A 24,691-nucleotide genomic window follows, 5' to 3' on the forward strand; every position below is an offset into this window, starting at 1 on the left:
AATGAAAAGAGCTACAGAATTTATCATACTACTGCTCTTCACTTTCGGGTTGATTTCAACTGTGTTTGCACAGGTTAAAGAAGATCCAAATTGGATGACAAAAGAAAAATATTATAACACTGTTCTTGCTCCTCAGCGTGGCTTAAAGCCGTTGGCAAAAACACTCGGGCCAGGAGACAGGAAAAGATCAGTTCTTGATGTCGGAAATGTTTGGGCGCGCATATCAAACGCGGCAACGCTCGGATATGACAGGTGGGGACTTTGCTGGGAGTATCCTGCAAGAAGTGGCATAACTTACAGATGGACAATGGCACCGATTGTCGGTGCGAAGAAAAGAAACCCTGATGGAAGCTTCACGAAATTTTTTGCAAGTGGAACTCGTGGAGCTGCAAGATTCAGTGAAGAGGAATATCAACCATTGCCTGGATTTGATGCGGGTTATGTTGATGAGAAAAATAATATCGGAATAGCATTCAGTGATAAACCACAATCTTGGCCAAGAAGATGGCCTTCTTTAAGTGATTTACCAGCTCATGCAAGGAAAATATCATATAGGCAACCGCCGGTTGGTTCTTTGGGATTTCCGGGTGTTCTAAACGGTGAAGTCGTTGCAAAAAGAGAAGCTTACTTCGTTGTCACAGATAATGATCCGGAGTCTGGAAACAAGCCAAAACCAATGGACATTCGCCTTGATGTTTGGGGCTTACAATGGGACGACTTTCTGAACCAAGATTTTATAATTTTTAGATTTGTTCTAACAAACATTGGAACAGACACACTTTATGATGTTTATGTTGGGATTCACGATGATCCAGATTGTCCTGAACAAGGTTCTTATGAATGGACAGATGATTTTGCTGCGTTTATCCCGCCGGGAACAGATGTTGAGGGATATTCACCAAGTGAGGATTCTTTGTTGTGGAACTTTACATATCTTTGGGACGGCGACGATAAAGTTGAAGGTTTAATTGCGTCAAATGTTGGATGGGTTGGATTAAAATTTCTTGAGACGCCGATTAATCCCGCTACGGGTAAGCCAATGGGTATAACAACATTTCAAGTTTTTCCATATAGCGAAGCTCCGCAGACAGAAACAGGTGAATATGACCAAATATCAGCAGGAGTTTCCCCACCTCACAATGTTAATCCTCATCCCAGGGATTGGACACAAACACCGAATTCGTATGGGCCAGATATAACATATGTCGTCGCATCTGGTCCGTTTAATTTACCTCCTGGTGGACAACTTGCTTTCACATTTGCTTCAATACATGCGAGAAATAAACGAGACCTGTTCAAGAAAGCGATGCTTTGTCAATTGCTTTACAACAATAGCTACCGCGCTGCCGAAGCACCACCAGAACCATCTGTTAGGGCAGTTGCGTTAGATAGAATGGTTATTCTATACTGGGACGATCGCTCTGAAAAAGGTATTTATTACAAACCAGATGGGACAATAGATCATATAAATGATAGATTAACTGGAAACAATGCATTTGAAGGTTATAAAATTTACAAGAGCACAGATAGAGGTCAAACTTGGGGTGAAGCTATAATTGATGCATTTGGTCAATTTCAAGGATGGATTCCACTTGCTATTTATGATTTGAAAAATGGCGTTCAAGGTGAATCTGAATCAAGACGACATTTCAACCTTGGAAGCGATGTTGGTATAAGACATTATTTCATTGATAGAAATGTAAATAATGGCTATGAATATTGGTATGCCGTTGTCGCTTATGACCGTGACGATGGTCCTATTCCGCCACTTGAAAATGCAATAAGAAGCTATCCAAAAGAAGGAACAAACACTGTCGCTGTTATACCTGGAAAACCTGCTTCAGGTGTTACGCTTGGAAGCGCTGACAAAGAAGCAAAACATATTAGAGGAAATAGTAGCGTAAAAATACCAATCACTTTGCTTGATCCTAGAAAAACAACTGGTAAAAAGTATACATTAACTTTTAAGCAGGGCAGTACGCCTTTCAGTTTGCTCATGGATTTGAGAGATGAATCCGGCAATTATGTCGTTACGATAAACAGAGATACAATAAAGAACTATCCGTACTTCTATGATCCAGCAATTGACAATGCACTTATGTTTGATGGCTTATATATACCTGTTCAAGATTTGCCACCCGATGTTAACTGGAATGAGGTTGACGATGGGGATAGTGTTCATATTTATGATGCTTTAACAATTGATCAAACTATTGAAGGTGTAAATGCTGGTGCAACAATTGATTCTCTATCAAGAGAAGCATTGTCTGCAGATTATGAAATAAGGATCGTGAATACCCCCGTTGTCTATCCAAGAGTTGGTGCTTCTATAAATCCAACGGGGACAATCACAGCACCTTTTGAGATATGGAATTTGACCACCAACACCAGAGTAAACGCTGCGATACGAGATCGTGGTGCGACTGGATTTAACTGGGGTGATTATGATAGAATCTTTATAATCAATAAACCATATCCAACAGCAAATCCAGGAGCATTCAATGCTACTTCTCTAGCTGATATACCATATAGAGTCAGAATCTATTCCGAGGCTGTTTCCGTTCCACAAGGTGACAAAATAAAAATTGTGACGAACAAAATCTTGACGAAAAACGATGTTTATGAATTTAACACTGTTAAGCAGACAACTACTACGATGACAGCTTCTGATCTTGAAAACATTCGCGTCGTCCCGAATCCATATGTTGTGAGCTCACCTTATGAGACAGGTAAATATGGAGTTCAAAAAGAAGTACAATTCCATCACTTGCCACCGAAAGCAATAATAAGAATTTACAATGTCGCTGGCGACCTTATTAGGGTTATAAATCATGAGGGTGGTTCAATAGCAAGGTGGAACTTGCAGACATACAATGAGCAAGAGGTTGCCTTTGGAGTTTATATATATCACATTGAGGGTTATGACGAGACAGGTAGGAAAATTGGAGAAGTTATCGGGAAATTTGCATTGATCAAGTAAAAAGATTCTCCGCCTCCTTGTGAGGCGGTTTGAAAAATTTTTTGAGAAAATAAAAAATTTGGAGGAAGAAATGAAAAAGTTTCAAATAATTGCGGTTTTACTCTTGATGGTATTTTCAAATTATGCGCTTTCCCAATTTGATAATGTAGGAACCTCGGCAGCAGCTTTCTTGAAAATCCCTGTTGACCCACGAGGTTCATCACTTGCGAGCGCCGTTGTAGCTAATGTAAATGATCCCTCCGCTGTCTATTGGAATCCTGCGGGACTTTCGCAGATGAAAAGAACGGAAATTATGTTTTCAAATACCGATTGGATTGCGGATTTGAACATCGCTTTCCTTTCCGTTGGTGTTCCTCTTGGAAACCTCGGTGCCATTGGTGTCGGGATAACTTACCTTTCAATGGGCGATATGCCGATTACAACCTGGCTTGATACCGAGGGAGCAAGTGGACAAACTTTTTCTGCTTATGATGCCTGTTTTGCGGTTGCTTATTCGCGAAGGTTGACAGATAAGTTTTCAATTGGTGTAAGCGTAAAATATGTTACGGAAACAATTTCGCATTCAACTGCAAGTGCTTTCGCTCTTGACATCGGAACTTTGTATGATACTGGGTTTAGGGGATTGAAGGTAGGTATGTCGTTTACAAATTTTGGCACAAAGATGCGACTTGAAGGAAGAGATTTGATTTTAAAGGTTGATCCATACCCGACGGCCGGTTCAAATCCAACTGATGTCATCGCAACCCTTAAAACTGAAGAATGGTCTCTACCTTTGACATTTCAAATGGGAGCAACATTTAACTTAATTGAAAGCGAGACATTTAGATTTACGCTCAACGCTGACTATAGAGATGAGCGTGATTATAGAGCGCTCGGACTCGTTGGAGGTGAATTTGCTTTTAGAGAAATGTTTTTCGTGAGAGTTGGAGGAATGAAAAGATACGCAGTTGATGAAAGGCATGGAAAATTCACCTTGAACGCCGGTGCCGGTATAAAACTTGGCATTCCTGGTTCGTCCGTTAAATTGAAATTTGATTATTCATATTCAGATCTATACAGGCTAAAGCAAGCCCACAGAATTTCCCTGGCCGTTGTTTTATAGTGTGAGAACCTACTTTTACTTGCCCGGCTCAGCTTTTATCGCTGAGACCGGGTTTTTTCCTTTTAGAACTTCCTTTCGCAATTTTCGTCTGAAAAATAAAAATTGAAAATCTATGAAAAAGTCAGTAATCATCTTTTTATCTTTTTTTCTCGTCTCCATATCTAATTCAGATGATTTCAAATTCTGGAAAGATGGGATTTACAATCCCGACATACCAACCCCAAAACAAATCCTTGGGTATGAAATCGGTGATTTCGTAACCGAACATCATCAGATGGAACGCTACATTGATGCACTTTCAAAATCATCAAATCGGATTAAGGTTATAAGATATGGCGAATCGTACGAAAGAAGGGGGATGTATCTACTAATTATAAGCTCGCCTGAAAACCTCGCACGGCTTAACGAGATAAGAGAAAATATAAAAAAATTAACAGACCCAAGGATAACTTCCGAAAGCGAGGCGAGAAAAATATCCGAGACAAATCCAATAATTGTTTGGTTGAATTATTCCGTTGACGGTGATGAGACAGCAGCCTTTGAAGCTGGAATTCAAGTTGCTTATCAACTTTGTGCTGGCGAAGATGAAATAACAAAAAAGATTCTTAAAGATGCGATCGTTATAATTAATCTGCCGCATAACCCCGATAGCCATCAAAAAGCTGTTGCTTGGTTCAAAGCAACATTCGTCGGAAAATATGGTAATCCAGATCCTTACGCCTCTGAACATCGTGGTGATTGGAGGATGAAAACAAATTACAACCATTATTTAATTGATTTAAACCGCGATGCTTTCGCTTGTTCACAAATTGAGACGCAGAAAGTTGTAGAACAATTTCATTACTGGAATCCTCAAGTTTTCGCAGACCATCACGGGGAAACAAAAAATATGTTTTTTGTTCCGTATGCTCCGCCTGTAAATCTAAACATACCATCAACTACAAAAAAGTGGGCGAGGGTCATCGGGCTTAATATCGCTCGTGGATTTGACGAGTATGGATGGAGTTATTATACCGAAGAAGTTTTTGATTTACACTATCCTGGTTATTGGGATTCATATCCATCTCTAAATGGCGCAATTGGAATGACATTTGAAACCGACGCCGGTGGTAGAAAAGGATTCCAATTTGAGAGAGAAGATGAGACAATCATTACTTTCAAAGAGGGGATTCATCATCACTTTATCGCCTCAATGAAAACTCTTGAAGCATCAGTAAATCATAGAAAGGAGATACTGTTTGACTTCTATAAGTTTAGACAAACAGCGCTTGAAGAAGCAAAAAGAGAACAATATAAACTCTTCATCATCGTTCCTGACAAGGACAAAGAAAAGACATCAAGATTTATAGAGTTGTGTCTAAGACATGGAATTGAAATCTATGAAGCAAAAGAACCATTTACGAGCAATTCTGCAAGAAGCTATTTTGAAAAATCATCTTCAAAGAAAACATTTAAAAAAGGTGTTTTCATAATCCCGATGTATCAACCTCAAAAGAGACTTTTGAAAACTTTATTTGAGCCAGATACAAAAATTGAGGAAGGATTTCTTAAAGAAGCGAGGTTTGCTTATGAATACAACAAAAAGCTTGGCAAAAATGTCCGACGACTTCCGCTTGGATTTTACGATGTAACTGCTTGGAGCTTGCCGATAACTTGGGGGATTGAATGTTATCTAACGGAAGATTCCGCCAAAGTTAAAATTGAAAAGATAACTCAAAAACCAGTATTTGAGTTCTATATTCCAAATGACACACCAAAATATGCCTATGTTTTCAAATATGACACAGACGCATCTGCTAAGTTATTGGCTAAACTTTTGTCTTTGGATTTCAAAGTCGCGGTCGCATCTAAGTATTTTTATACTGAAACAGGTGATTATTTCCCAAGGGGAACGGTTATTGTTCGGGTTGAGAGGAATAAACATATTCAAGATTTTCATCAAAAGATCAAGAGAATTGCAAGGGAAATTGGAGTAGATCTATATCCTATAAATACGGCATACACGGAGCGCGGGATTGATCTCGGTTCAAATTGGGTAATTGAATTGAAAAAACCAAAGGTTGCAGTTATAACCGAAGAGCCAACTTCTCAAACTTCATATGGAGCGCTATGGTTTCTATTTGAACAAATTTATGAATACGATTTCACTCCAATAAGATGGGATTATTTTTCAAGTGTAGACCTATATCGGTATAATGTAATTGTTATCCCTGACGCAAATGCGAACCAGTTGAAAAATCTGCTTGGTGAAGGTGGTGTTAAGAAATTAAAAGAGTGGATTTCCAATGGCGGAGTTCTTGTGACATTGAAAAACGCCTCTGTTTTCCCAACCTTAAAAGGTGTTGAACTTACAAGCGCGAAACTTCTCAGTGAGGGCGAAAAGGATGAAGATAGGTATGAGGAGGAGAAACCACAAGCTGTTAAAGATACCATAAAACCAAGGGAGAAAAAAACCGCAGAAAGAGTTGAATTTACACCTGGGGCAATTATGCGCGTTAAACTTGACACTTTGCATTTTTTATCGTTTGGCTATGGCGATGAAATCGCTGTGCATATTTATTCAAATTTAATTTTTGAGAAATCAAAAGATGGAGCAAATCCCGGAGTTTTCGCAGATAAAGATGTTCGCATAAGTGGCTTCGTTTGGGAAGATATGGAGAAGAAGTTCCCAGGAAACGCCTACTTAATTGATGAGCCGGTTGGGCGCGGTAGAGTTATAATGTTTGCGGATGATCCAAACTTTCGCCTTTATTGGCTAAGCTTAAACCGCTTGTTTTTAAACTCCATTTTCTTTGCACCAAGTTTTTGAAAAATTTTTTATTGATTTTATATTTAAAAGGGTGGGTGAAGCCCACCCTCTTTGAAAAGAAATTTGAAAAGTCAAGTTTAAGACAAAAAGTAAAAGTTTAAATCATATATGTCTTCCATCGGGGAAAATCCAGGGGTGATTATCTTGAGCCAATTAAACCTAAGGTGGGGGATTGCATATGCGATTAAAAGTTACTCTCACCGCCCAAAACATTCCTACATCAATACCTGTAAACTACAACCACCTTATTTATTCGGAGATAAGGGAAAAGATAAAAAGACATAGCGACGCCTTCAAAGATAAAAGATTAAAGGAGCTCGGAATTTTTAAGGAAAAGTTTAGAGTTTACACATTTTCGTTTCTTCGTTTTAAAAATTTTTTGATAGAGAACGAGGAAATCAAGCTGACCTCCGATGAGGAGTTTAATTTTTTCATTTCATCGCCATTTGCTTCATTTATTGAGGGTATTGCTATCACATTTTTGAGGGAAGGAAGCTTTAAGGTTGGAAATGTCAACTTTATTGTTAGATCAATTGCGAAAATTGATGTTCCAGAGTTCACCAGCGAGATGAAATTTCGGCTTCTTTCCCCTATTGCTGTCGTCAAAAGCCAAACGGAAAAGAAAATTTTTATGACCCCTGATGAAAGCAATTACTTTGATAGGATCAAGGAGGATTTGATAAAAAAGTATTGTTTTTTGCATGGAGAAAAATTGAAAGATGTTGCTTTTGAGATGAGATTTGACAGCGAATATATAAACTCAAAAGGCGGGAAATTTTCAAAACTTATAAAATTTGGGAAAACCAATATAAAGTGTTTTCTTGCGCCATTTATTATAAAAACGGATCCAAGGTTAATTGAAGTTGGCTATGAATGGGGGTTCGGCCATAAAAACCATCTCGGCTTCGGTATGGCGGTAATTTCAGAATAGAAGAGAAATTTCAAGTCTTTCAATGCCTATATCTGTGAAATTTGCATTTTAATTTTCTAAGTATTATATTTACATCGTAGACATACAATGTCCAAAATTAAAATTTGAGTAAAGATGATAGTTTCAAAGACGCTTGATTATGCAGTAAGGACACTGATGTACTTAGGTAAGCAACACGGTAGAGGAGCAGTTCTAATGAAGGAAATCGCTGAGAACCAAAGGATACCTTTGAGTTATTTGGCAAAGGTTATGAGACAGCTTGTGAAAGCAGGTATAGTTTTTTCCGAGTATGGTCCTCATGGTGGATATTCACTGAAGAAATTGCCATCTGAGATCACATTAAGACAAGTCTATGAAGCAGTTGAGGGCGAGGTTAAAATGGTTGAATGCCTTGAGGTCCCGGGCTCGGCTTGTGCTTTTGTATCTTGCTGTGGTCAAGCGGACATATGGCAGGAGGTGGAGAAAAAATTTATAAGCATCCTTGAAGGTATAACAATTCAAGATATAATTTTAAGGGATTGTGTTTATCCAGAAAAATTATTAACAATAAACAAACAGGAGAATAGACATGCCAACACTTGAAGTAAGAGATTTATATGTGAGCGTTGACGGAAAGGAAATTTTAAGGGGACTCAATTTAGTCGTTAACAAAGGAGAAGTTCATGCGTTGATGGGTCCCAATGGTTCAGGGAAAAGCACGCTCGCTTACACTATAATGGGACATCCCAAATATAAAGTTGAAAGCGGAGATATTTTGTTTGAAGGTAAAAGCATACTTGAGATGAAACCTGATGAGAGAGCAAAGTTAGGGTTGTTCCTTGCTTTTCAATATCCTATTGAAGTTCCAGGGGTCACGCTTTTTAACTTTTTGTGGAAGGCGATACAAGCTAACAATCTTGATTCAACGCCTAATCGTGCATCGCAGCTTCCGAAATCGGTCGTTGACTATAAAAAGGAACTTATAGATAGAATCAAAAAATTGAACATGAGCGAAATTTTTATTTATAGACCAGTTGGAGTTGGATTTTCAGGTGGTGAGAAAAAGAGAATGGAGATCTTACAAATGGCTATGTTGAAACCAGTTATTGCATTCCTTGACGAGCCTGATTCTGGGCTTGACATTGATTCGCTTAAAGTTGTCGCAGATGTTGTAAATTCCGTCCGTAACCCAGATATTGGTATCGTTATGATAACTCACTATCAGAGAATTTTGAATTACATCAAGCCAGATTTTGTTCACATAATGCTTGATGGTAGAATCGTTAAATCTGGTGGTCCTGAAATAGTTGAAAAGCTTGAGCAAGAGGGTTACGCTTGGATAAGGGAAACAGCAGCCGAATCGGCTGATTAGAAGAACTATATTGTAAAAACTAATTAAAAGGAGAAACAGCTATGCAGGCAACAAGAAATAGGATAGATATAGATTACACAAAGTATGATTTCAAAGACGAAATAAAGTATGTCTATCAAGCTAAGCGCGGTTTAAGTAGAGAGGTGGTTGAGGAGATCTCATATTGGAAAAATGAACCTGAGTGGATGCGTCGTTTCAGATTGCATTCGCTTGAAGTTTTTTTGAAAAAGCCGATGCCAACTTGGGGCGCTGATCTTTCAGAAATAAATTTTGATGAATATATCTATTACATTAAACCAACAGATAGAAAAGGCAGGTCTTGGGATGAAGTTCCTGAGAAAATAAGACAAACATTTGAACGATTGGGAATTCCTGAAGCAGAAAGAAAATTTCTCGCTGGCGTTGGTGCTCAATATGAATCCGAAGTCGTATATCATAGCTTGCGCGAGGATTTATTGAAGAAAGGTGTAATTTTCACTGATATGGATACTGCTGTTAGGGAATATCCAGATTTGGTGAAAAGATATTTTGGCACTGTTGTTCCACCTGAGGATAACAAGTTCGCAGCTCTTAACAGTGCGGTCTGGAGCGGTGGAAGTTTTGTTTATGTCCCAAAGGGAGTTAAAGTTGATTTCCCGCTTCAGGCGTATTTCAGGATAAATGCGGAAAGCGTTGGGCAATTTGAGCGAACACTAATAATTGCAGAAGAGGGTGCGAGCGTTCATTATATTGAAGGTTGCACAGCTCCTGTTTATAGCGAAGATTCGCTTCATAGCGCCGTTGTTGAAATCATTGCATTGCCAGGCTCACATGTAAGATATACAACTGTTCAGAATTGGTCAAAGAATGTTTATAATCTTGTCACTAAAAGAGCGGTTGCTTATGAAGGTGCTTTTGTTGAATGGGTTGATGGGAATTTAGGTAGTAAGACAACTATGAAATATCCCGCTGTATATCTTCTTGGTAAAGGTGCAAAAGCAGAAATTTTATCAATTGCTTACGCAGGTGCAGGTCAACACCAAGATACCGGTGCAAAGATAATTCACGCAGCGCCTTATACCACAAGCAATATAGTTTCAAAATCAATAAGCAAAGACGGAGGCAGAACAAGTTATAGAGGACTTGTGAAGGTTCAAAAAGGAGCTGTTGGGGTTAAATCAACAGTTAAATGTGACGCTTTAATGCTTGATGAATTTTCAAGATCTGATACATATCCCTATATGGAGATAGAAGAAGAGCTTGTGAGCATAGGACACGAAGCAACGGTCGGAAAAATAAGCGAAGATCAGCTTTTCTATTTGATGAGCAGAGGTTTAACTGAAAGCGAAGCTCTAACGCTTGTCGTTCTCGGATTTATTGAACCATTTGCAAAGGAATTACCGCTTGATTACGCAATTGAACTTAACAAACTTATAAAGCTTGAAATGGAAGGCGCAATTGGTTAAACAAATATCTTTATTGGAGGTGCCACAAATGCCGTTTTTCATAGTTCAACATAAACACGAAACGAACAATTGCCCTGTTCGGAATCCCGAGCTTGCACAAATGCTGTTGAAACATCTCGCGTCGGCGAAGGATTATAAAATTGAAATCCGATCAGAAGGAGTTGTTGATGGCTCACATAGATTATTTCTGTTCGTTGAATCGGATGGGCGTGAAAATGTTGAGAATTTTATGAAACCATTTGCACAGCTTGGAGAAGTTGAAATCTTAAACGCATCGCCTTGTGAAACAGTTGTTGAAAGAGGCGGTTGTTAATTTTCTCAAATTTTTTTAACTTTATCAACGAAAACTAACTCTCAGGAGATAGATTATGTCTGAAGTCATTCTGCCGAATTGTTTGACTCATGAAACTATAGATAAACTTTCAAGTCAAAGAAATGAACCTTTGTGGTTTCAAGAAAAACGCAATGAAGCTTTTGAAATTCTGGACGAGCTGAAACTTCCAGAATCAAAATACACGAAGATAAAGGGATTCAACTTAGAGATTCTAAATCCGTTCCTTTCAGGAAATCCCGAGAAAGTTCTTTTTGACATAAAAAAACTTGGCATTTTTATCGTTCAAGCGAATACCTCAACTGAATATAAAATTTCGCCCGAATATCTCGGCAAAGTTGTTCTGATGCCACTTGCGAGAGCGCTTGGTGAATATGAGGAAATGATTAAAGAGAGGATATTTACAAAGTTTAGATACGACCAAAATAAATTTACCGCTTTACATCTTGCATTTTTAAATTCGGGCGTTTTCATTTATGTCCCCGATGGCGTTGAACTTGATAAACCAATTTACATCGTAAACGAGGTTCAATCTGAGAACGCTGGTGTTTTCTCGCATAATCTGGTAATAGTGGGTAAAAATTCACATGTTACGGTGGTTGAGGAAAATCATTGTTGCCTTGGGAATGAGTACGCAGTTATGACAAATGTAAGCGAGATATTTGGGGGCGAGGGAAGCAATGTTAATTTCATCAGCATAAATAATCTCGGTTATGGGATATACAATTACATTGAGAGAAATTTCATTCCAGAGAAGGACGCAAAGATAAATTTCATTGGCAATTGGCTTGGTAGTAAGTTCACCATTTCAAGACATTCAGCTTTTCTTGAGAAACCTGGTTCGGAATTCAGAGATGTTCAAATTGCCTTTGCCACTGGCTCCCAGCATTTTGATTTAACAAGTTATGCACAACACATAAGCCCGTATACTAAAAGTGATATAGTATTGCGCGGTGTTTCAAAGGATAAAGCAAGAATGGTTTTCTACGGACTTGTTGATATTGAGAAGAACGCTCATGATTCCGATTCATTTTTAAGTGAACATGCCATGCTTTTAAATCCTGGAGCAGGAGCGAATGCGATACCTTCACTTCAAATCAAAAATGCGAATGTTCGCGCTGGACATGCTGCAACGGTTGGACAAATTGATGAAGAACAAATTTTTTATCTTATGACGCGAGGATTAAGCGAAGGTGAAGCAAGAAAAACAATTGTTGAGGGTTTCCTTCTCCCAGCGTTTGATGAAATAAGGATTGACTTCGTTCGCGAAAGAATTAAAGAGATGATAGATCAAAAATGGAACATGTAAAAATAAAATCTCACTTTATCAATGGACGAACTTCAAATGGAAATTCTGCTGGATCATTATCAAAACCCAAGAAATTTTGGGCACCTTGAAAATCCAGACATAGTCCACGAGGAAGGGAATCCGTCGTGTGGTGATCAAATTAGAATTGAAATTAAAATTCAAGACAACAAAATATCAGACATCAAATTTACAGGAAAAGGTTGCACCATAAGTCAAGCTTCGGCTTCAATACTCACAGAGATAGTTAAGGGAAAAACACTTGACGAGATCAAAAAATTCAGCAAGGAAGACATGCTTAATGCTTTGGGGATACCGATAAGCCCAATAAGGTTGAAATGTGCACTTCTTGGTTTAAAGGTTTTGAAAGCTGGAATTTACGGAATTAACACCTGGCCGGGTGAAGAAGATTGAAAATAAATTTTAATCAAGCATGAAATCCGTTAATGAATATATTCAGATCGCAAAAATTGATGAGATTAAAAACGGGGAGTTAAAGGTTTTTGAGGTGAACGACGAATCGGTAATCTTGATAAATTTAAATGGTGAGATTTTTGCGTATAAGAATCAGTGCTCTCATATGGAGCTTGAATTGAACGATGCGGAAATTGATGGTGAGATTTTAACTTGCCCATGGCATGGTGCAAAATTTGACATAAGAACAGGTGCTGTTGTTCGCTTGCCTGCTTCTCAACCGCTTGAAAAGTACGAGGTCAAGGTTGAGGGTGATAAAATTTTTATAAAAATTTAAACAGAGAAAAAATCATGCGGGCACAAAACCAAGAAATTTTAACGGCAAAAATTGACATTGAAAAAATCAGAAACGACTTCCCGATTTTAAACCGTATCATCAATGGCTATCCTGTTGTCTATTTTGATAATGCAGCTACAACGCAAAGACCTAAGCAGGTAATTGATGCTGTTAAAAATTTTTATGAAAATACGAATGCTAACATTCACAGGGCTGTTCACACTTTAAGTTATGAAGCAACCGTTGCTTACGAAGAAGCACATAAGAAAGTCGCAAAATTTATCAACGCAAGATCATGGCGCGAGATAGTTTTCACAAGAAATGCAACAGAAGCGATTAACCTCGTTGCTTATGCCTGGGGATTGACAAATTTAAGAGAAGGGGATGAGGTTGTTGTTACGATTATGGAACATCATTCAAACATCGTCCCGTGGCAATGGCTCAGGAAATTTAAAGGTATAACTTTGAAGTTTGTTGATATAACTGATGATGGATATCTAAAACTTGATGAGTTTGAAAGATTAATAACCGAAAAAACAAAACTCGTTGGTGTTGTTCACGCTTCAAATGTGCTTGGAACAATCAATCCTGTTAAGGAGATAACTCAAATTGCGAAATCAAGAGGAGCTTATGTTCTAATTGATGGGGCGCAGTCGGCTCCACATATAAAAATTGATGTTCAAGACATAGGTTGTGACTTCTTTGTTGCATCAGGACATAAAATGCTCGGCCCGACGGGTATAGGTTTTCTTTATGCAAGGCGTGAGATACTTGAAACTATGGAACCATTTCTTTATGGCGGTGATATGATAAGCACTGTCACAGTTGAAGGCGCAACTTGGAATGAATTGCCGTGGAAATTTGAAGCGGGAACACCAAATATCGCAGGTGGAATTGGGCTTGGCACTGCAATTGATTATCTGCAAAATATCGGGATGGACAAAGTTTTTGAGCACGAGAAAGAATTGTTGAACTATGCTTTTGAAAAGATGGCCGAAATTCCAGATGTTGAGATCTACGGACCGAGGGAGAATCGGCTCGGGGTTATTTCATTCAATATTCGTGGCATACATCCGCACGATATCGCAGGCGTCCTTGATCAACACGGTATCGCTGTTCGTTCTGGGAATCATTGCACACAACCTTTGCTCGCACGACTCGGGGTTGATAACACTGTAAGAGCAAGTTTTTACATTTACAACACATTTGAAGAAGTTGACAGATTTATTGAAGCTTTGAAAAAGTCGGTTAAAATTTTCAAAAGATAAAACTTTTGAACTAATGGCTTTGCGCTTCCCAATATATCTTGATAATCATTCAACCACGCCAGTTGATCCGAGAGTCCTTGATGCTATGATTCCTTATTTCGTCGAAAAATTTGGTAATCCGGCAAGTCGCCAACATCAATTTGGTTGGGAAGCAGAGGCAGCGGTTGAGCTCGCACGAAAGCAAATAGCTGAACTTATCAATGCAAATCCAAAGGAAATAATTTTTACAAGCGGGGCAACTGAATCAATAAATCTTGCCTTAAAGGGAATCGCTTTGGCTTACTCTGAAAAGGGAAAACATATAATCACGACTCAAATTGAGCACAAAGCAACGCTTGATGCCTGTAAACGGCTTGAAAAAATGGGCTTTAAAGTTGATTACCTTCAAGTTGATAAGTATGGGCTTGTTGATCCAGATGAAATTAGGAAAAAAATTACATCGGAGACTATACTCGTAAGCGTTATGTTCGCAAATAACGAAATTGGAACAATTGAACCAATTGAAGAAATCGGTAAAATTTGTGCTGAATTTGGGGTCATATTTCACACAGACGCAGCACAAGCATTAGGTAAAATACCTATTGATGTTCAGAGTTTAAACATTGATCTTATGTCAATGTCTGCGCATAAACTTTATGGACCTAAAGGTGTTGGTGCTTTGTTTATAAAGAAGAAAACACCGAGAATTAAAATAATTCCAATCATTGATGGCGGTGGTCATGAAAGTGGATTAAGGTCTGGAACATTGAATGTGCCAGGAATTGTTGGATTTGGAAAGGCGTGTGAGATCGCAAAAATGGAAATGAACGAAGAATCCGAAAGAGTTAGAAAGCTTCGCGATAAACTTCAATATGGAATCATGAACTCGCTTGAAGATGTTTATTTAAATGGTCATCCTGTTAAAAGATTACCGAATAACTTAAATTTAAGTTTTGATGGCGTTGAAAGCGAAGCTATATTGATGGGAATGAAAGAAATCGCTGTATCAACCGGTTCTGCTTGTTCCTCCGCATCTGTTGAAAAATCACATGTTTTAAAAGCAATAGGTTTAAACGACGATTTGATCGCAGGGGCGATAAGATTTGGAATCGGAAGATTTAACACTGAAGAGGAAATTGATTATACCATCAATCGCGTCATTGAAGTTGTTAATCATTTGCGAGACATATCACCGAAATATAAATTCAGAAAAGAAATCTCAAAAACTTGAAAACAAAACCTGACGATGAACAAATGAAGGAGATGAAAGAACTCCAAATTATCAAAGACAATTGGGAAGATTTTTTAAAGTTTATGAAGGAAAAATATCCACTTTATCATCTCTCAAATGTCTTTGTCAGGGACATTGAATATGCAATGATTGATTATTTCGCAAATAGAGGACGAAAGATAAGTTTTCAAGAAGCGGAATATCTTGCCCAAAAATTTTCGGAGTTCATGGTTGAGAAAGGGATTTTCAAACCTGTCAAAAACGAATATAATAAAGTTTGGACTTTAAATTATCCATCTTTCAAGAAACCGAGTGTCCAAAAATCTGGAGAAACAAAAACTTAACGAATGGAGGATTAAATGAGCCAAATAAATCAAGAGCAAATTGAAAGAATAAAAATTAGCGATAGAGCAGCAAGGGAGATAAAACAGATAATTCAAGATAATAACATTCCGTCAGAATATGCGTTGAGGATCGGCGTTAAAGCTGGTGGTTGCTCAGGATTTTCTTATGTTTTAGTTTTTGATGAGATAAGGGAAAACGATATTGTGTTTTCATCAAATGGTATAAGGGTGACCATTGATCCGAAAAGTTTATTTTATCTTGAGGGGACAGAGCTTGATTTCGTTGATAGTTTGATGGGTCGTGGCTTTGTTTTCCATAATCCGAACGCGACGAGAAGTTGTGGTTGTGGGCATTCGTTCTCAGTGTGAGTTTGGATGGGAATAAAAATTAACATTTTGGAGATCTATGATCACACGGAGGAAATTTTTGAAGGGAATAGGATTAACTTTCCTTTCCATTCCGTTTATTAAATTTTCAAATTTATTTTCTCAAACAAAACAAAAAAAGGAGGTAAGAATGCCTTACGAAGCAAAAAATTACGACCACCTTTTGGGAACGCCTGGTTTCAGTGATCAGCTTTTGAAAAATCATTTTACATTATATCAAGGTTATGTGACGAATACAAACAAGCTTGCAGATATACTTGCTCAAATGGTGAAAGAAGGGAAAACCGGAACACCTGAATATGCAGAGCTGAAAAGAAGATTTGGTTGGGAATACAACGGAATGCGACTTCATGAGTATTACTTTGGAAACATGATTAAGGGCGGAAAAGAGCTTGATAAGGGTTCAGCATTTTATAGAAAATTGACTGAAGATTTCGGCTCATATGAAAATTGGGAGAAAGATTTCAAAGCATCAGGCACAATGAGAGGTATTGGTTGGGTTGTTTTATATCTTGATCCAATTGCAAACAGGTTATTCAACACTTGGATAAATGAACATGATCTCGGCCATCTTGCTGGTTCAATACCGCTTTTAATTATGGATGTTTTTGAGCATGCGTATATGATTGATTATGGTTTAAAGAAAGCTGATTATATTGAAGCATTCTTCAAAGCAATTGATTGGTCCGTGGTTGTGAACAGGTTTAACAACGCTCCAAGGGTAACATTATAAAACAAAATGGGACGGTCTAAAGCGACCGTCCCTAATTTTCAAGTAAAATGAACAATCTTGATATTTGCATCGTTAAGATTGGGGAAGTTGAAAGTGACTCCATTGAAATTTTACAAAATGGGTTGAAATTGCATCTTGGATGGAATGTTAAGCATGTTGGTAAAGTTGAAATTCCTTCCCAAAGCTATAATCCTTTCCGAAGACAGTTCAATTCATCTTTGATACTTGATCGGATTAAGAAAGAATTTAAAGCAAAAGATTTTGCCTTTGTTCTCGGAATCACGGAGGTTGATCTGTATGCTCATGGTTTAAATTTCGTCTTTGGCGAAGCCGATCCAGTTGAAAAAGTATGTGTAATTTCAACTTTTAGGTTAAAGCCAGAGTTTTACGGTAAGAAGTCAAATAAAAATCTTTTTGAAAAACGACTTTTAACCGAGGCAGTTCACGAAATTGGGCATTTGTTGAATCTAAAACATTGTCCTAATCCAGCTTGTGTAATGTTTTTCTCAAACTCAATACTTGACACAGATAGAAAGGGTTTTCTATTTTGTAATAAATGCAAAAGTAAATTAAGCACTTTGGAATGAAATACCTTCACGAGAAACATTTCACGCTTGAAGAAGCCAAAAATTTGCTTGAGCAGATAAAACCTCTCGTTTCAAGGATGATTGAGCTCAAAAAAGTTATTGATTCAAAAGGTTATGATATTTATCAGCATAGGTATTTTACTGGAAATCCGAATGGAGAAAAGAATTATCCTCCTGAACTTGAAGAGATAGTCGCTCTGATTGAAAGGATAGAATCATTGGGGGCACTTGTCAAAGGAATTGAGCAAGGTCTTATTGATTTTCCTCACATAAGAAGAAATGGCGAGGAAGTTTATCTTTGCTGGATGTATGGTGAGGACACGATACGCTATTGGCATAGGATAAGCGAAGGTTTTATTGGAAGGAAGTCGCTTGAAGATATTTAGGCTTGCGCTTTACATATTTATAAAAAATCGTTGAAAGCAGTATTGCTCGCTGGACGGATGAAGATAATTTTGATGTGAATATTTCAGCAGAAAATCCTCCTAAAAAAGTTCTCTGGAGTTGATGCATCTTTTATGGGTGTAGTCAGGTATAGGTATCAGCCTAAAGGAAGAGGATTTGTTTTCAGAGCGGGGGTAATGCTATTTATAGAAAAGGAAATTTAAGCGTGTCGCTTGGGCAAGTTTTGGTTATAAGTTATTCTAAAATTTGAAAGAGGCAAGTGTTATGCTTCTAAAAAACTAAAGAAAATGGAAGGGGAATTTTTTAACTTAAACTTAATTTTCGCAAGGTTCTTAAGTTCATTATGTCAAGTTTGTCATCGTGACCTTTGGGTGTCTCAATTATTTTGGGTATATTTGCAAAGAGTGGGTTTTGCATTATGAAGCGAAAGGCTGTTTTTCCGATTTTACCTTTCCCAATGTGAAAGTGTCTGTCAACTCTTGAGTTTAGCTCTCGTTTTGAATCATTGAGATGGAAAACTTTTATTTTATCAATACCGATAATTTCATCAAATTCTTTGAAAACATTTTCACATCCTTTTTCTGTCCTTATGTCGTATCCAGCGGAAAAGATATGGCAAGTATCAACGCAAACTCCAATCCGATCTTTCTCTTCAATGAGATCAATCAATTTTCTTATCTGTTCAAACCTATAACCTATCACAGTGCCTTGTCCGGCGGTCAATTCAATCACTGTCAAAGTTTTAAAATTTGGGGTTCTTTCGTGGATTATGTTTAGCGATTCTGCGGTCATTTTGATTCCGTAATCTTCACCTTTACCGAGGTGGGCGCCAGGATGGAATACAAGGCATAATGCACCGATTTTTTCACATCTTTTCAACTCTTCAATGAATGAGATTCTTGATTTTTTAAGTATTTCTCTATCGCTTGCGCATAGATTTATTAGATAGGAGCTATGAACAACGACAGGATGAATTTGGAAATTTTTTAGCTCGGCTTGAAATTTTTTTATCTCGTTTTCATTTAACTTTCTTGCGTTCCACTGTGCGTTGCTTTTCGTAAATATCTGGATCGTTTCGCAACCGATTTTTACAGCTCTTGAAACAGATTTATCTAATCCACCGCTTATTGAGATATGAGCCCCGATGTTTAATCTTTGGTAATTTTTCATCTCTTTTTCAGTATGAAATAAAGACCAAGAAGTATCAACAAAACAGGCCAGAATTTTTCAAAATTCTCCCAAAATTCAAAAGAGTATATGACTCCAACATTTGTAAGTAGGAATAAAGTCCCAAGCCCAGTAAGCATCACCGCTGGAAGAAGCAGAGCATATTCTTGTGGACGGTTAACAAATGACATGAAAAATGACAAGCCCGTGACTATCAAAAGCACCGGCCAGAAAAAATGAATTTCTGGATTTAATAATTCAAAGGAATCAATGAACAGATAAATTCCAAAAAAGAAAAACAGCGAGCCCCAAAAGACTTTTCTATTTGAATTTAGCCCGAAGCCCGAATATCCAAGATATGTGCCATAAATTACAAGTAAGACGGAGACAATTTTTTTCCAACTCAAGTGTAAAATCTCAAGTTTGTCAAATAAAATCAGAGTTCCAACGATAACAAGCATAATTCCAAGTAGAAACGCCGTTTTATTCTTCTGTGAAATGAGACTCATTTCGCAATTTGGCTTATATTTTTATCCACACAGTTTTACTTAACAAATCCTCAAAAGTTTCAGGTTCTCGTATAAGATAATAATTTTCTCCATCAATTAGAACTTCCGCAGGCCTTAACCGTGCGTTGTAGTTTGAGCTTGAGACGAAACCATAAGCCCCAGTTGTCATAACAGCAATATAATCGCCCCTTGAAACTTCAGGAATTTTTCTATCACGAGCTATGAAATCGCTCGTTTCACAAACAGGTCCGACGATATCTACTATTTCTATTTTTTCGTTGTTAAGAACGACAGGGACAACTTGATGATATGCGTTGTATAGAACTGGTCTTATAAGCTCAGTCATTGAAATATCTGTGATGATGAAATTTTTTGCTTTATTTTTTTTGGTGTAAATAACTTTTCCAACGATTATCCCAGCGTTTGCGATTATGAATCTCCCAGGCTCAAACATAAGGTCGCAGCCGGATTTTTCAAGTATTGGAAGGACTTCGTTTGCAAAGATTTCTGGTTTTAGTTCTTTATCATCATTTTCTTCAAGTGGTAATTTGTCGTTTGAAATTACATTTTTATATTTCACGCCTATCCCTCCACCAAAATCAATGTGTGAAATTCTGATCCCTTCCTTTTCAAGTTTTTCAATGTATTTTAGAATGAATTTCGCTGTTTCAACGAATGGCTCAACATCAACGATTTGAGAGCCGATGTGTGTATGTATTCCAAGGAGCACAACGCCAGGAAGTTTTGATGCCTTTTTGAAGACATCAATTGCTTCATCTGGATCAATTCCAAACTTACTTGTTTTTATTCCGGTTGAGATGTGTGGATGAGTTTTTGCGTCAATATCAGGATTTACTCGGATTAAAACATTGACCTGTTTATTCAAACTTTGTGCAATTTCGCTGACGATGAAAAGTTCTTGTTCTGATTCAATATTAAGTGAGAAAACATCTTTTTCAATTGCGTATTCTATTTCGTTTTCATATTTCCCGACGCCCGCAAATGATATTTTTTCAGGTTTGAAACCAGATTTTAATGCTAAATAAATCTCGCCAGCTGAGACGGCATCTGCCCCTGCGCCGAGTTGATTTATGATTTTAAGTATTGAGGGATTTGAATTCGCTTTTAAGGCATATAAAATTTTTGAGTTGCGGAGAGAATTTTTTAGTGATTCAAAATTTTGAACTATTTGTGCTTTGCTGTAAATATAGACAGGGGTTCCAAATTCCTCGGCTATTTTTCTAACTGGGACATTTTCACAATAAAGTTCATCGGATTTGTAGTAGAAATGAGTCAAATTTCGCTCTTTTTGCTAAAAAGATAATTTCAAAAGGGGAATTTTTCAATAAAAAAATGCGAAAAATTGGGTATTTTTAAACTTGCCTTTAGGCTAACTTGTTTTATTCCGAAGGTCGGATTATATTTATTTGGCTTTGTTTGAAGTGTTGAGTTTTTGCAAAATTTAAAAATTTGAAAAATGGCAAGACAAAAGACACAATTCGTATGCCAAAATTGTGGATACATTTCGTTAAAGTGGATGGGTAGATGCCCTGAATGTAATGAGTGGAATACTATGGTTGAGGAGATAATAATGCCTGAAGATAAATTGCAAGAACAAATTTCACTTTTGAAGCAACCTGCTATCGCCGTTGATATTGATAAGATTGAAATGAAAGAGGACGAGAGGATAAAAACTGGGATAGCTGAATTTGATCGTGTGCTTGGAGGTGGAATTGTGCCTGGGTCGGTGGTTTTAATAGCTGGAGATCCAGGGGTTGGAAAATCAACTTTGATGACTCAAATCGTTCCAGGTTTAAAGGGAAAAAAGGTTCTTTATGTTACAGGTGAGGAATCCGTAAAGCAACTCAAACTTAGAACTGAAAGATTGAACTTTCCTAAATCTTTTCAGACAAAAAATTTTCTCGTGCTTGCGGAGACAAATCTAAATCTTATAATAAATGTAATTGAAGAAACGAATCCCGATGTGATCATAATTGACTCTATACAAACGATGTATAGACCAGAGCTTGAAAGTGCCCCTGGAAGTGTTAGTCAGGTTCGTGAATGTGCCTCTTTACTGATGCAGGTTGCGAAAAATACTGGTAAATCAATCCTTCTTGTCGGACATGTCACAAAAGACGGCTTAATCGCAGGTCCAAAGGTTCTTGAGCATATGGTTGACACCGTTTTACAATTTGAGGGTGAAAGACATCAGTTTTACAGAATCTTAAGAGCTGTAAAAAACAGGTTCGGTTCAACGAATGAAATTGGAATTTTTGAGATGACAAATGAGGGTCTAAAGGAAGTTAAGAATCCATCTGATATATTTCTTTCGGAGCGAACATTTGGGATATCCGGTTCATCTGTTGTTGCTTGCGTTGAGGGGACGAGACCTCTTCTTGTGGAGGTTCAAGCTCTTGTCACGCCAGCAAGTTATGGAACACCTCAAAGAACATCAATTGGATTTGATTACCATCGTCTCTCTGTCCTCCTTGCTGTGCTTGAGAAGAAAATCGGTATAAGGTTAAGTGGTCATGATGTTTTTGTGAAGATCGTTGGCGGTTTGAAAATTGATGAGCCTGCAATAGATCTTGGTGTTGTTGTTGCGATAGTGTCAAGTTTGAAAGACATACCTGTTGATTCGCAGTCGGTTGTCGTTGGCGAAGTTGGTCTCGCTGGTGAAGTTAGATCCGTGACACAAGTGGAAAAAAGAATTCAAGAGTCGGCAAAACTTGGTTTTAAGAAAATAATCGTCCCTAAAAACAATACGCGTGGTTTAAAAACCGACGCTGAAATTGAAATCATTGGCGTTAGAAAAGTAAGTCAAGCACTTGAAGAACTTTTAAACATTTAAAAAATTATCAAAGGAAAAGAAATGAAGGAAACACTTGGCTTTATTGGGCTAATAGCTATCGTCATATGTTGGATACCTCAAACCTACGAATCAATAAAGCGTGGTTATACGAGCATGAACCTTTATTTTCTTTTGATTTATTTCATCGGCAGTTTGTCTCTAACAATTTACGCAATTGGTAATTTTGTGTTTTTCACTTTGAATCTTCTTGCCTCCATCGGGAGTTTGATAAATCTATATCTTAAATTTTTCCCTCGTGTAAGAACAAACTTGGAAAGCATCGGTGAAAATAGTCCTTGCCACGAGGAACAAACACAAGGTTGACGAGATAAAAGAGATCTTGAAAATCTATCTCAATGATGGCTCTTATTCTAAACTTGAGATTTTATGTACAGATGATTTTCAGTGGATTCCGAAGATTGAAGAAGACGGGAAAACCTATGTTGAAAACGCCTTGAAAAAAGCGCGTGAGGTTCATAAATTTACAGGCCTTCCTTCCGTTGCTGATGATAGTGGGATTGAAGTTGATTTTCTAAACGGTGAACCTGGGGTGTATTCAGCAAGATATGCTGGAGATAATGCAAGTGATGAAGAGAACAATAGAAAACTTTTGAAGAAACTTGAAAATGTACCGCTTGAGAAAAGAACAGCGACATTTCGCTGTGTAATTGCTTATGTTTATAAAGATGAGGAGAAAATTTTTGAAGGTGAGACAAGGGGGAAAGTTATATTTGAACCTCGCGGGACAGGTGGCTTTGGATATGATCCTCTTTTTATCCCCGATGGATATGATTTAACCTATGCAGAGATGCCTAAAGATTTGAAAAATAGAATAAGTCATAGGTCAAAGGCAGTGCAAAAGTTCGTTGAGTTTCTTGTTGAAGTATTAAAAACAAACTCAAATTCGCCGTGAGAAAAACGAGAAGCAAAAATCTCTACATCAAAGCTCAAAAGTTGATCCCAGGTGGAGTTAACTCTCCAGTGCGAGCTTTTAAATCTGTTAATTCAACTCCTCTTTTTATCTCAAAAGCGTCTGGTTCAAAAATATGGGACGCGGATGGAAATAAGTTTATTGATTATGTAATGTCTTGGGGTCCTTTGATACTTGGTCATTCTCATCCCGAGGTTATTTCAGCGGTAAAGAGTGCTTTGAAAAATGGAACAAGTTATGGGGCACCGACAGAGATTGAAATTAAAATGGCAGAGATGATAAATAAAATGATGCCATCGGTAGAACTCGTCCGAATGGTTAATTCTGGAACAGAAGCAACTATGAGCGCAATTCGCCTTGCGAGGGCATACACCGGAAGGAAGAAAATTATAAAATTTGAAGGATGTTATCACGGTCATGGTGATAGCTTCCTTGTTAAAGCTGGCTCAGGTGCAACAACGCTTGGAATCCCGAGCAGTCCAGGTGTTCCGAATGAAATTGCCTCGCTTACATTAAATGCAAGATATAATGATATAGATTCAGTTCAGAGGTTGATTGATGAAAATAAAGATGAAATCGCCTGCATAATTGTTGAACCAGTGGCTGGGAATATGGGAGTTGTCCTTCCACGAAACGGATTTTTAGAGAAATTGCGCGAGATATGCGATAGGGAAAAAATTGTTTTGATATTTGATGAAGTTATGACCGGATTTCGGATTGCACCAGGTGGGGCTCAAGAGTATTTCGGAATTAAACCAGATATTACAACACTTGGTAAAATTATAGGTGGTGGGTTTCCAGTTGGAGCATATGGCGGAAAAAAAGAAATTATGGAACTTGTTGCACCATCCGGACCAGTTTATCAAGCTGGAACTTTATCAGGAAATCCAATTGCGATGATAGCTGGATACACGACATTGAAAATTTTATATGAAAACAGAAAAACTATCTATAAACAACTTGAAACAAAAGCAAGGTTTCTTGCTGAAAGCTTCAGAGAGATTGCCGAGGAGAGCTCTGTCAGTGTCAAGGTAAATCAAATTGGTTCAATGCTTACTGTGTTTTTCAACGAGAATGAGGTTTATGATTATGAATCGGCCTTGAAATCCGATACAAAAAAATTTGCGAAGTTTTTCAATTTAATGCTTGAGAATGGGATTTATCTTCCACCGTCGCAGTTTGAAGCGATGTTTTTGTCAACTGCTCATACAAATGAAGATATACAAAAAACAATAGAAGCTTTTAGGATAGCGCTTAAAAAACTTAACGCGTGAAAATTTTTGATCGCAT

General features: G+C 37.7%; 25 protein-coding genes. 22 read left to right on the forward strand and 3 right to left on the reverse strand.

Features of this window, described 5'->3' with window-relative positions:
• Position 1 precedes the first annotated feature (1 nt).
• The 18 genes from NZ923_09010 to NZ923_09095 all read left to right on the forward strand — a co-directional run bounded on the left by NZ923_09010 (position 2) and on the right by NZ923_09095 (position 17,921).
• A complete protein-coding gene (locus tag NZ923_09010) occupies positions 2 to 2,980 on the forward strand; it encodes a hypothetical protein (GenBank protein MCS7230156.1) in 2,979 nt (992 codons plus the stop codon).
• Positions 2,981 to 3,050: 70 nt separating this feature from the next.
• Positions 3,051 to 4,082 (forward strand): PorV/PorQ family protein, encoded by a 1,032-nt coding sequence (locus tag NZ923_09015; protein MCS7230157.1) that lies wholly within the window; start codon positions 3,051 to 3,053, stop codon positions 4,080 to 4,082.
• A 112-nt stretch (positions 4,083 to 4,194) separates the two neighbouring features.
• On the forward strand, positions 4,195 to 6,891 hold the full coding sequence (locus NZ923_09020; GenBank protein MCS7230158.1) for a M14 family zinc carboxypeptidase: 2,697 nt from the start codon (positions 4,195 to 4,197) through the stop codon (positions 6,889 to 6,891).
• Positions 6,892 to 7,069: 178 nt separating this feature from the next.
• A complete protein-coding gene (cas6, locus tag NZ923_09025; GenBank protein ID MCS7230159.1) occupies positions 7,070 to 7,822 on the forward strand; it encodes a CRISPR-associated endoribonuclease Cas6 in 753 nt (250 codons plus the stop codon).
• A 114-nt stretch (positions 7,823 to 7,936) separates the two neighbouring features.
• Positions 7,937 to 8,404: an Rrf2 family transcriptional regulator gene (locus NZ923_09030; GenBank protein ID MCS7230160.1), complete on the forward strand. Its 468-nt coding sequence runs from the start codon at positions 7,937 to 7,939 to the stop codon at positions 8,402 to 8,404.
• Positions 8,391 to 9,173, forward strand: a complete 783-nt coding sequence (sufC, locus tag NZ923_09035; protein MCS7230161.1) for a Fe-S cluster assembly ATPase SufC — start codon at positions 8,391 to 8,393, stop codon at positions 9,171 to 9,173. Before NZ923_09030 ends, sufC begins: the two co-directional genes overlap by 14 nt.
• Before the next feature lie 41 nt (positions 9,174 to 9,214).
• Complete coding sequence (sufB, locus tag NZ923_09040) at positions 9,215 to 10,618, forward strand: Fe-S cluster assembly protein SufB (protein ID MCS7230162.1); 1,404 nt, start codon at positions 9,215 to 9,217, stop codon at positions 10,616 to 10,618.
• 28 nt (positions 10,619 to 10,646) lie between these two features.
• Positions 10,647 to 10,931, forward strand: coding sequence for a sulfite oxidase (locus tag NZ923_09045; protein MCS7230163.1), 285 nt, complete (start codon positions 10,647 to 10,649; stop codon positions 10,929 to 10,931).
• A gap of 55 nt (positions 10,932 to 10,986) precedes the next feature.
• Positions 10,987 to 12,258 carry a Fe-S cluster assembly protein SufD gene (gene sufD / locus NZ923_09050; GenBank protein MCS7230164.1) on the forward strand — a complete coding sequence of 424 codons (1,272 nt, stop codon included), beginning with the start codon at positions 10,987 to 10,989 and terminating at the stop codon, positions 12,256 to 12,258.
• A gap of 21 nt (positions 12,259 to 12,279) precedes the next feature.
• Positions 12,280 to 12,669: an SUF system NifU family Fe-S cluster assembly protein gene (locus NZ923_09055; protein MCS7230165.1), complete on the forward strand. Its 390-nt coding sequence runs from the start codon at positions 12,280 to 12,282 to the stop codon at positions 12,667 to 12,669.
• Positions 12,670 to 12,688: 19 nt separating this feature from the next.
• Positions 12,689 to 13,006: a non-heme iron oxygenase ferredoxin subunit gene (locus NZ923_09060; protein MCS7230166.1), complete on the forward strand. Its 318-nt coding sequence runs from the start codon at positions 12,689 to 12,691 to the stop codon at positions 13,004 to 13,006.
• Positions 13,007 to 13,056: 50 nt separating this feature from the next.
• Positions 13,057 to 14,274 (forward strand): cysteine desulfurase, encoded by a 1,218-nt coding sequence (locus tag NZ923_09065; protein ID MCS7230167.1) that lies wholly within the window; start codon positions 13,057 to 13,059, stop codon positions 14,272 to 14,274.
• 19 nt (positions 14,275 to 14,293) lie between these two features.
• On the forward strand, positions 14,294 to 15,484 hold the full coding sequence (locus NZ923_09070; GenBank protein MCS7230168.1) for an IscS subfamily cysteine desulfurase: 1,191 nt from the start codon (positions 14,294 to 14,296) through the stop codon (positions 15,482 to 15,484).
• Entirely contained in the window at positions 15,481 to 15,828 is a 348-nt protein-coding gene (locus tag NZ923_09075) for a hypothetical protein (protein MCS7230169.1), read from the forward strand. Before NZ923_09070 ends, NZ923_09075 begins: the two co-directional genes overlap by 4 nt.
• Positions 15,829 to 15,843: 15 nt before the next feature.
• Complete coding sequence (locus tag NZ923_09080; GenBank protein MCS7230170.1) at positions 15,844 to 16,197, forward strand: iron-sulfur cluster assembly accessory protein; 354 nt, start codon at positions 15,844 to 15,846, stop codon at positions 16,195 to 16,197.
• 148 nt (positions 16,198 to 16,345) lie between these two features.
• On the forward strand, positions 16,346 to 16,948 hold the full coding sequence (locus NZ923_09085) for a Fe-Mn family superoxide dismutase (GenBank protein MCS7230171.1): 603 nt from the start codon (positions 16,346 to 16,348) through the stop codon (positions 16,946 to 16,948).
• 47 nt (positions 16,949 to 16,995) lie between these two features.
• Positions 16,996 to 17,535, forward strand: coding sequence for an archaemetzincin family Zn-dependent metalloprotease (locus NZ923_09090; GenBank protein MCS7230172.1), 540 nt, complete (start codon positions 16,996 to 16,998; stop codon positions 17,533 to 17,535).
• Entirely contained in the window at positions 17,532 to 17,921 is a 390-nt protein-coding gene (locus NZ923_09095) for a DUF2203 domain-containing protein (protein MCS7230173.1), read from the forward strand. Before NZ923_09090 ends, NZ923_09095 begins: the two co-directional genes overlap by 4 nt.
• A 322-nt stretch (positions 17,922 to 18,243) precedes the next feature.
• Here NZ923_09095 and nfo read toward each other — a convergent pair whose 3' ends face one another.
• From nfo to lysA, 3 genes are read right to left on the reverse strand one after another with little or no spacing between them, the layout of a single operon-like run.
• Positions 18,244 to 19,110 carry a deoxyribonuclease IV gene (nfo, locus tag NZ923_09100; protein ID MCS7230174.1) on the reverse strand — a complete coding sequence of 289 codons (867 nt, stop codon included), beginning with the start codon at positions 19,108 to 19,110 and terminating at the stop codon, positions 18,244 to 18,246.
• Positions 19,107 to 19,616: a DUF5668 domain-containing protein gene (locus NZ923_09105; GenBank protein ID MCS7230175.1), complete on the reverse strand. Its 510-nt coding sequence runs from the start codon at positions 19,614 to 19,616 to the stop codon at positions 19,107 to 19,109. Before NZ923_09105 ends, nfo begins: the two co-directional genes overlap by 4 nt.
• 13 nt (positions 19,617 to 19,629) lie before the next feature.
• Positions 19,630 to 20,913, reverse strand: a complete 1,284-nt coding sequence (lysA, locus tag NZ923_09110) for a diaminopimelate decarboxylase (protein ID MCS7230176.1) — start codon at positions 20,911 to 20,913, stop codon at positions 19,630 to 19,632.
• A 180-nt stretch (positions 20,914 to 21,093) separates the two neighbouring features.
• Here lysA and radA point away from each other — a divergent pair, with 180 nt between their 5' ends.
• Genes radA through hemL form a run of 4 tightly spaced genes read left to right on the forward strand, consistent with a single transcriptional unit; the run spans position 21,094 to position 24,675 of the window.
• On the forward strand, positions 21,094 to 22,470 hold the full coding sequence (gene radA / locus NZ923_09115; GenBank protein ID MCS7230177.1) for a DNA repair protein RadA: 1,377 nt from the start codon (positions 21,094 to 21,096) through the stop codon (positions 22,468 to 22,470).
• 21 nt (positions 22,471 to 22,491) lie between these two features.
• Complete coding sequence (locus tag NZ923_09120) at positions 22,492 to 22,794, forward strand: hypothetical protein (GenBank protein MCS7230178.1); 303 nt, start codon at positions 22,492 to 22,494, stop codon at positions 22,792 to 22,794.
• Positions 22,754 to 23,383 (forward strand): RdgB/HAM1 family non-canonical purine NTP pyrophosphatase, encoded by a 630-nt coding sequence (gene rdgB, locus NZ923_09125; GenBank protein ID MCS7230179.1) that lies wholly within the window; start codon positions 22,754 to 22,756, stop codon positions 23,381 to 23,383. The genes NZ923_09120 and rdgB overlap by 41 nt, the downstream gene beginning before the upstream one ends.
• Complete coding sequence (hemL, locus tag NZ923_09130) at positions 23,380 to 24,675, forward strand: glutamate-1-semialdehyde 2,1-aminomutase (protein ID MCS7230180.1); 1,296 nt, start codon at positions 23,380 to 23,382, stop codon at positions 24,673 to 24,675. Before rdgB ends, hemL begins: the two co-directional genes overlap by 4 nt.
• The last annotated feature ends 16 nt before the right edge of the window (positions 24,676 to 24,691 follow it).

It is taken from the genome of Candidatus Kryptonium sp., assembly GCA_025060635.1.
GTDB lineage: Bacteria > Bacteroidota > Ignavibacteria > Kryptoniales > Kryptoniaceae > Kryptonium.

Excerpts from the sequence above, each read along its gene's own strand:
- NZ923_09030 (MCS7230160.1), top strand. The coding sequence starts at position 7,937 with ATGATAGTTTCAAAGACGCTTGATTATGCAGTAAGGACACTGATGTAC.
- NZ923_09080 (MCS7230170.1), top strand. The coding sequence starts at position 15,844 with ATGAGCCAAATAAATCAAGAGCAAATTGAAAGAATAAAAATTAGCGAT.
- sufD (MCS7230164.1), top strand. The coding sequence starts at position 10,987 with ATGTCTGAAGTCATTCTGCCGAATTGTTTGACTCATGAAACTATAGAT.
- NZ923_09060 (MCS7230166.1), top strand. The coding sequence starts at position 12,689 with ATGAAATCCGTTAATGAATATATTCAGATCGCAAAAATTGATGAGATT.
- NZ923_09120 (MCS7230178.1), top strand. The coding sequence starts at position 22,492 with ATGAAGGAAACACTTGGCTTTATTGGGCTAATAGCTATCGTCATATGT.
- NZ923_09105 (MCS7230175.1), bottom strand. The coding sequence starts at position 19,616 with ATGAGTCTCATTTCACAGAAGAATAAAACGGCGTTTCTACTTGGAATT.
- sufC (MCS7230161.1), top strand. The coding sequence starts at position 8,391 with ATGCCAACACTTGAAGTAAGAGATTTATATGTGAGCGTTGACGGAAAG.
- NZ923_09020 (MCS7230158.1), top strand. The coding sequence starts at position 4,195 with ATGAAAAAGTCAGTAATCATCTTTTTATCTTTTTTTCTCGTCTCCATA.
- radA (MCS7230177.1), top strand. The coding sequence starts at position 21,094 with ATGGCAAGACAAAAGACACAATTCGTATGCCAAAATTGTGGATACATT.
- NZ923_09095 (MCS7230173.1), top strand. The coding sequence starts at position 17,532 with ATGAAATACCTTCACGAGAAACATTTCACGCTTGAAGAAGCCAAAAAT.
- NZ923_09055 (MCS7230165.1), top strand. The coding sequence starts at position 12,280 with ATGGACGAACTTCAAATGGAAATTCTGCTGGATCATTATCAAAACCCA.
- sufB (MCS7230162.1), top strand. The coding sequence starts at position 9,215 with ATGCAGGCAACAAGAAATAGGATAGATATAGATTACACAAAGTATGAT.
- NZ923_09015 (MCS7230157.1), top strand. The coding sequence starts at position 3,051 with ATGAAAAAGTTTCAAATAATTGCGGTTTTACTCTTGATGGTATTTTCA.
- NZ923_09045 (MCS7230163.1), top strand. The coding sequence starts at position 10,647 with ATGCCGTTTTTCATAGTTCAACATAAACACGAAACGAACAATTGCCCT.
- NZ923_09010 (MCS7230156.1), top strand. The coding sequence starts at position 2 with ATGAAAAGAGCTACAGAATTTATCATACTACTGCTCTTCACTTTCGGG.
- nfo (MCS7230174.1), bottom strand. The coding sequence starts at position 19,110 with ATGAAAAATTACCAAAGATTAAACATCGGGGCTCATATCTCAATAAGC.
- NZ923_09085 (MCS7230171.1), top strand. The coding sequence starts at position 16,346 with ATGCCTTACGAAGCAAAAAATTACGACCACCTTTTGGGAACGCCTGGT.
- NZ923_09090 (MCS7230172.1), top strand. The coding sequence starts at position 16,996 with ATGAACAATCTTGATATTTGCATCGTTAAGATTGGGGAAGTTGAAAGT.
- cas6 (MCS7230159.1), top strand. The coding sequence starts at position 7,070 with ATGCGATTAAAAGTTACTCTCACCGCCCAAAACATTCCTACATCAATA.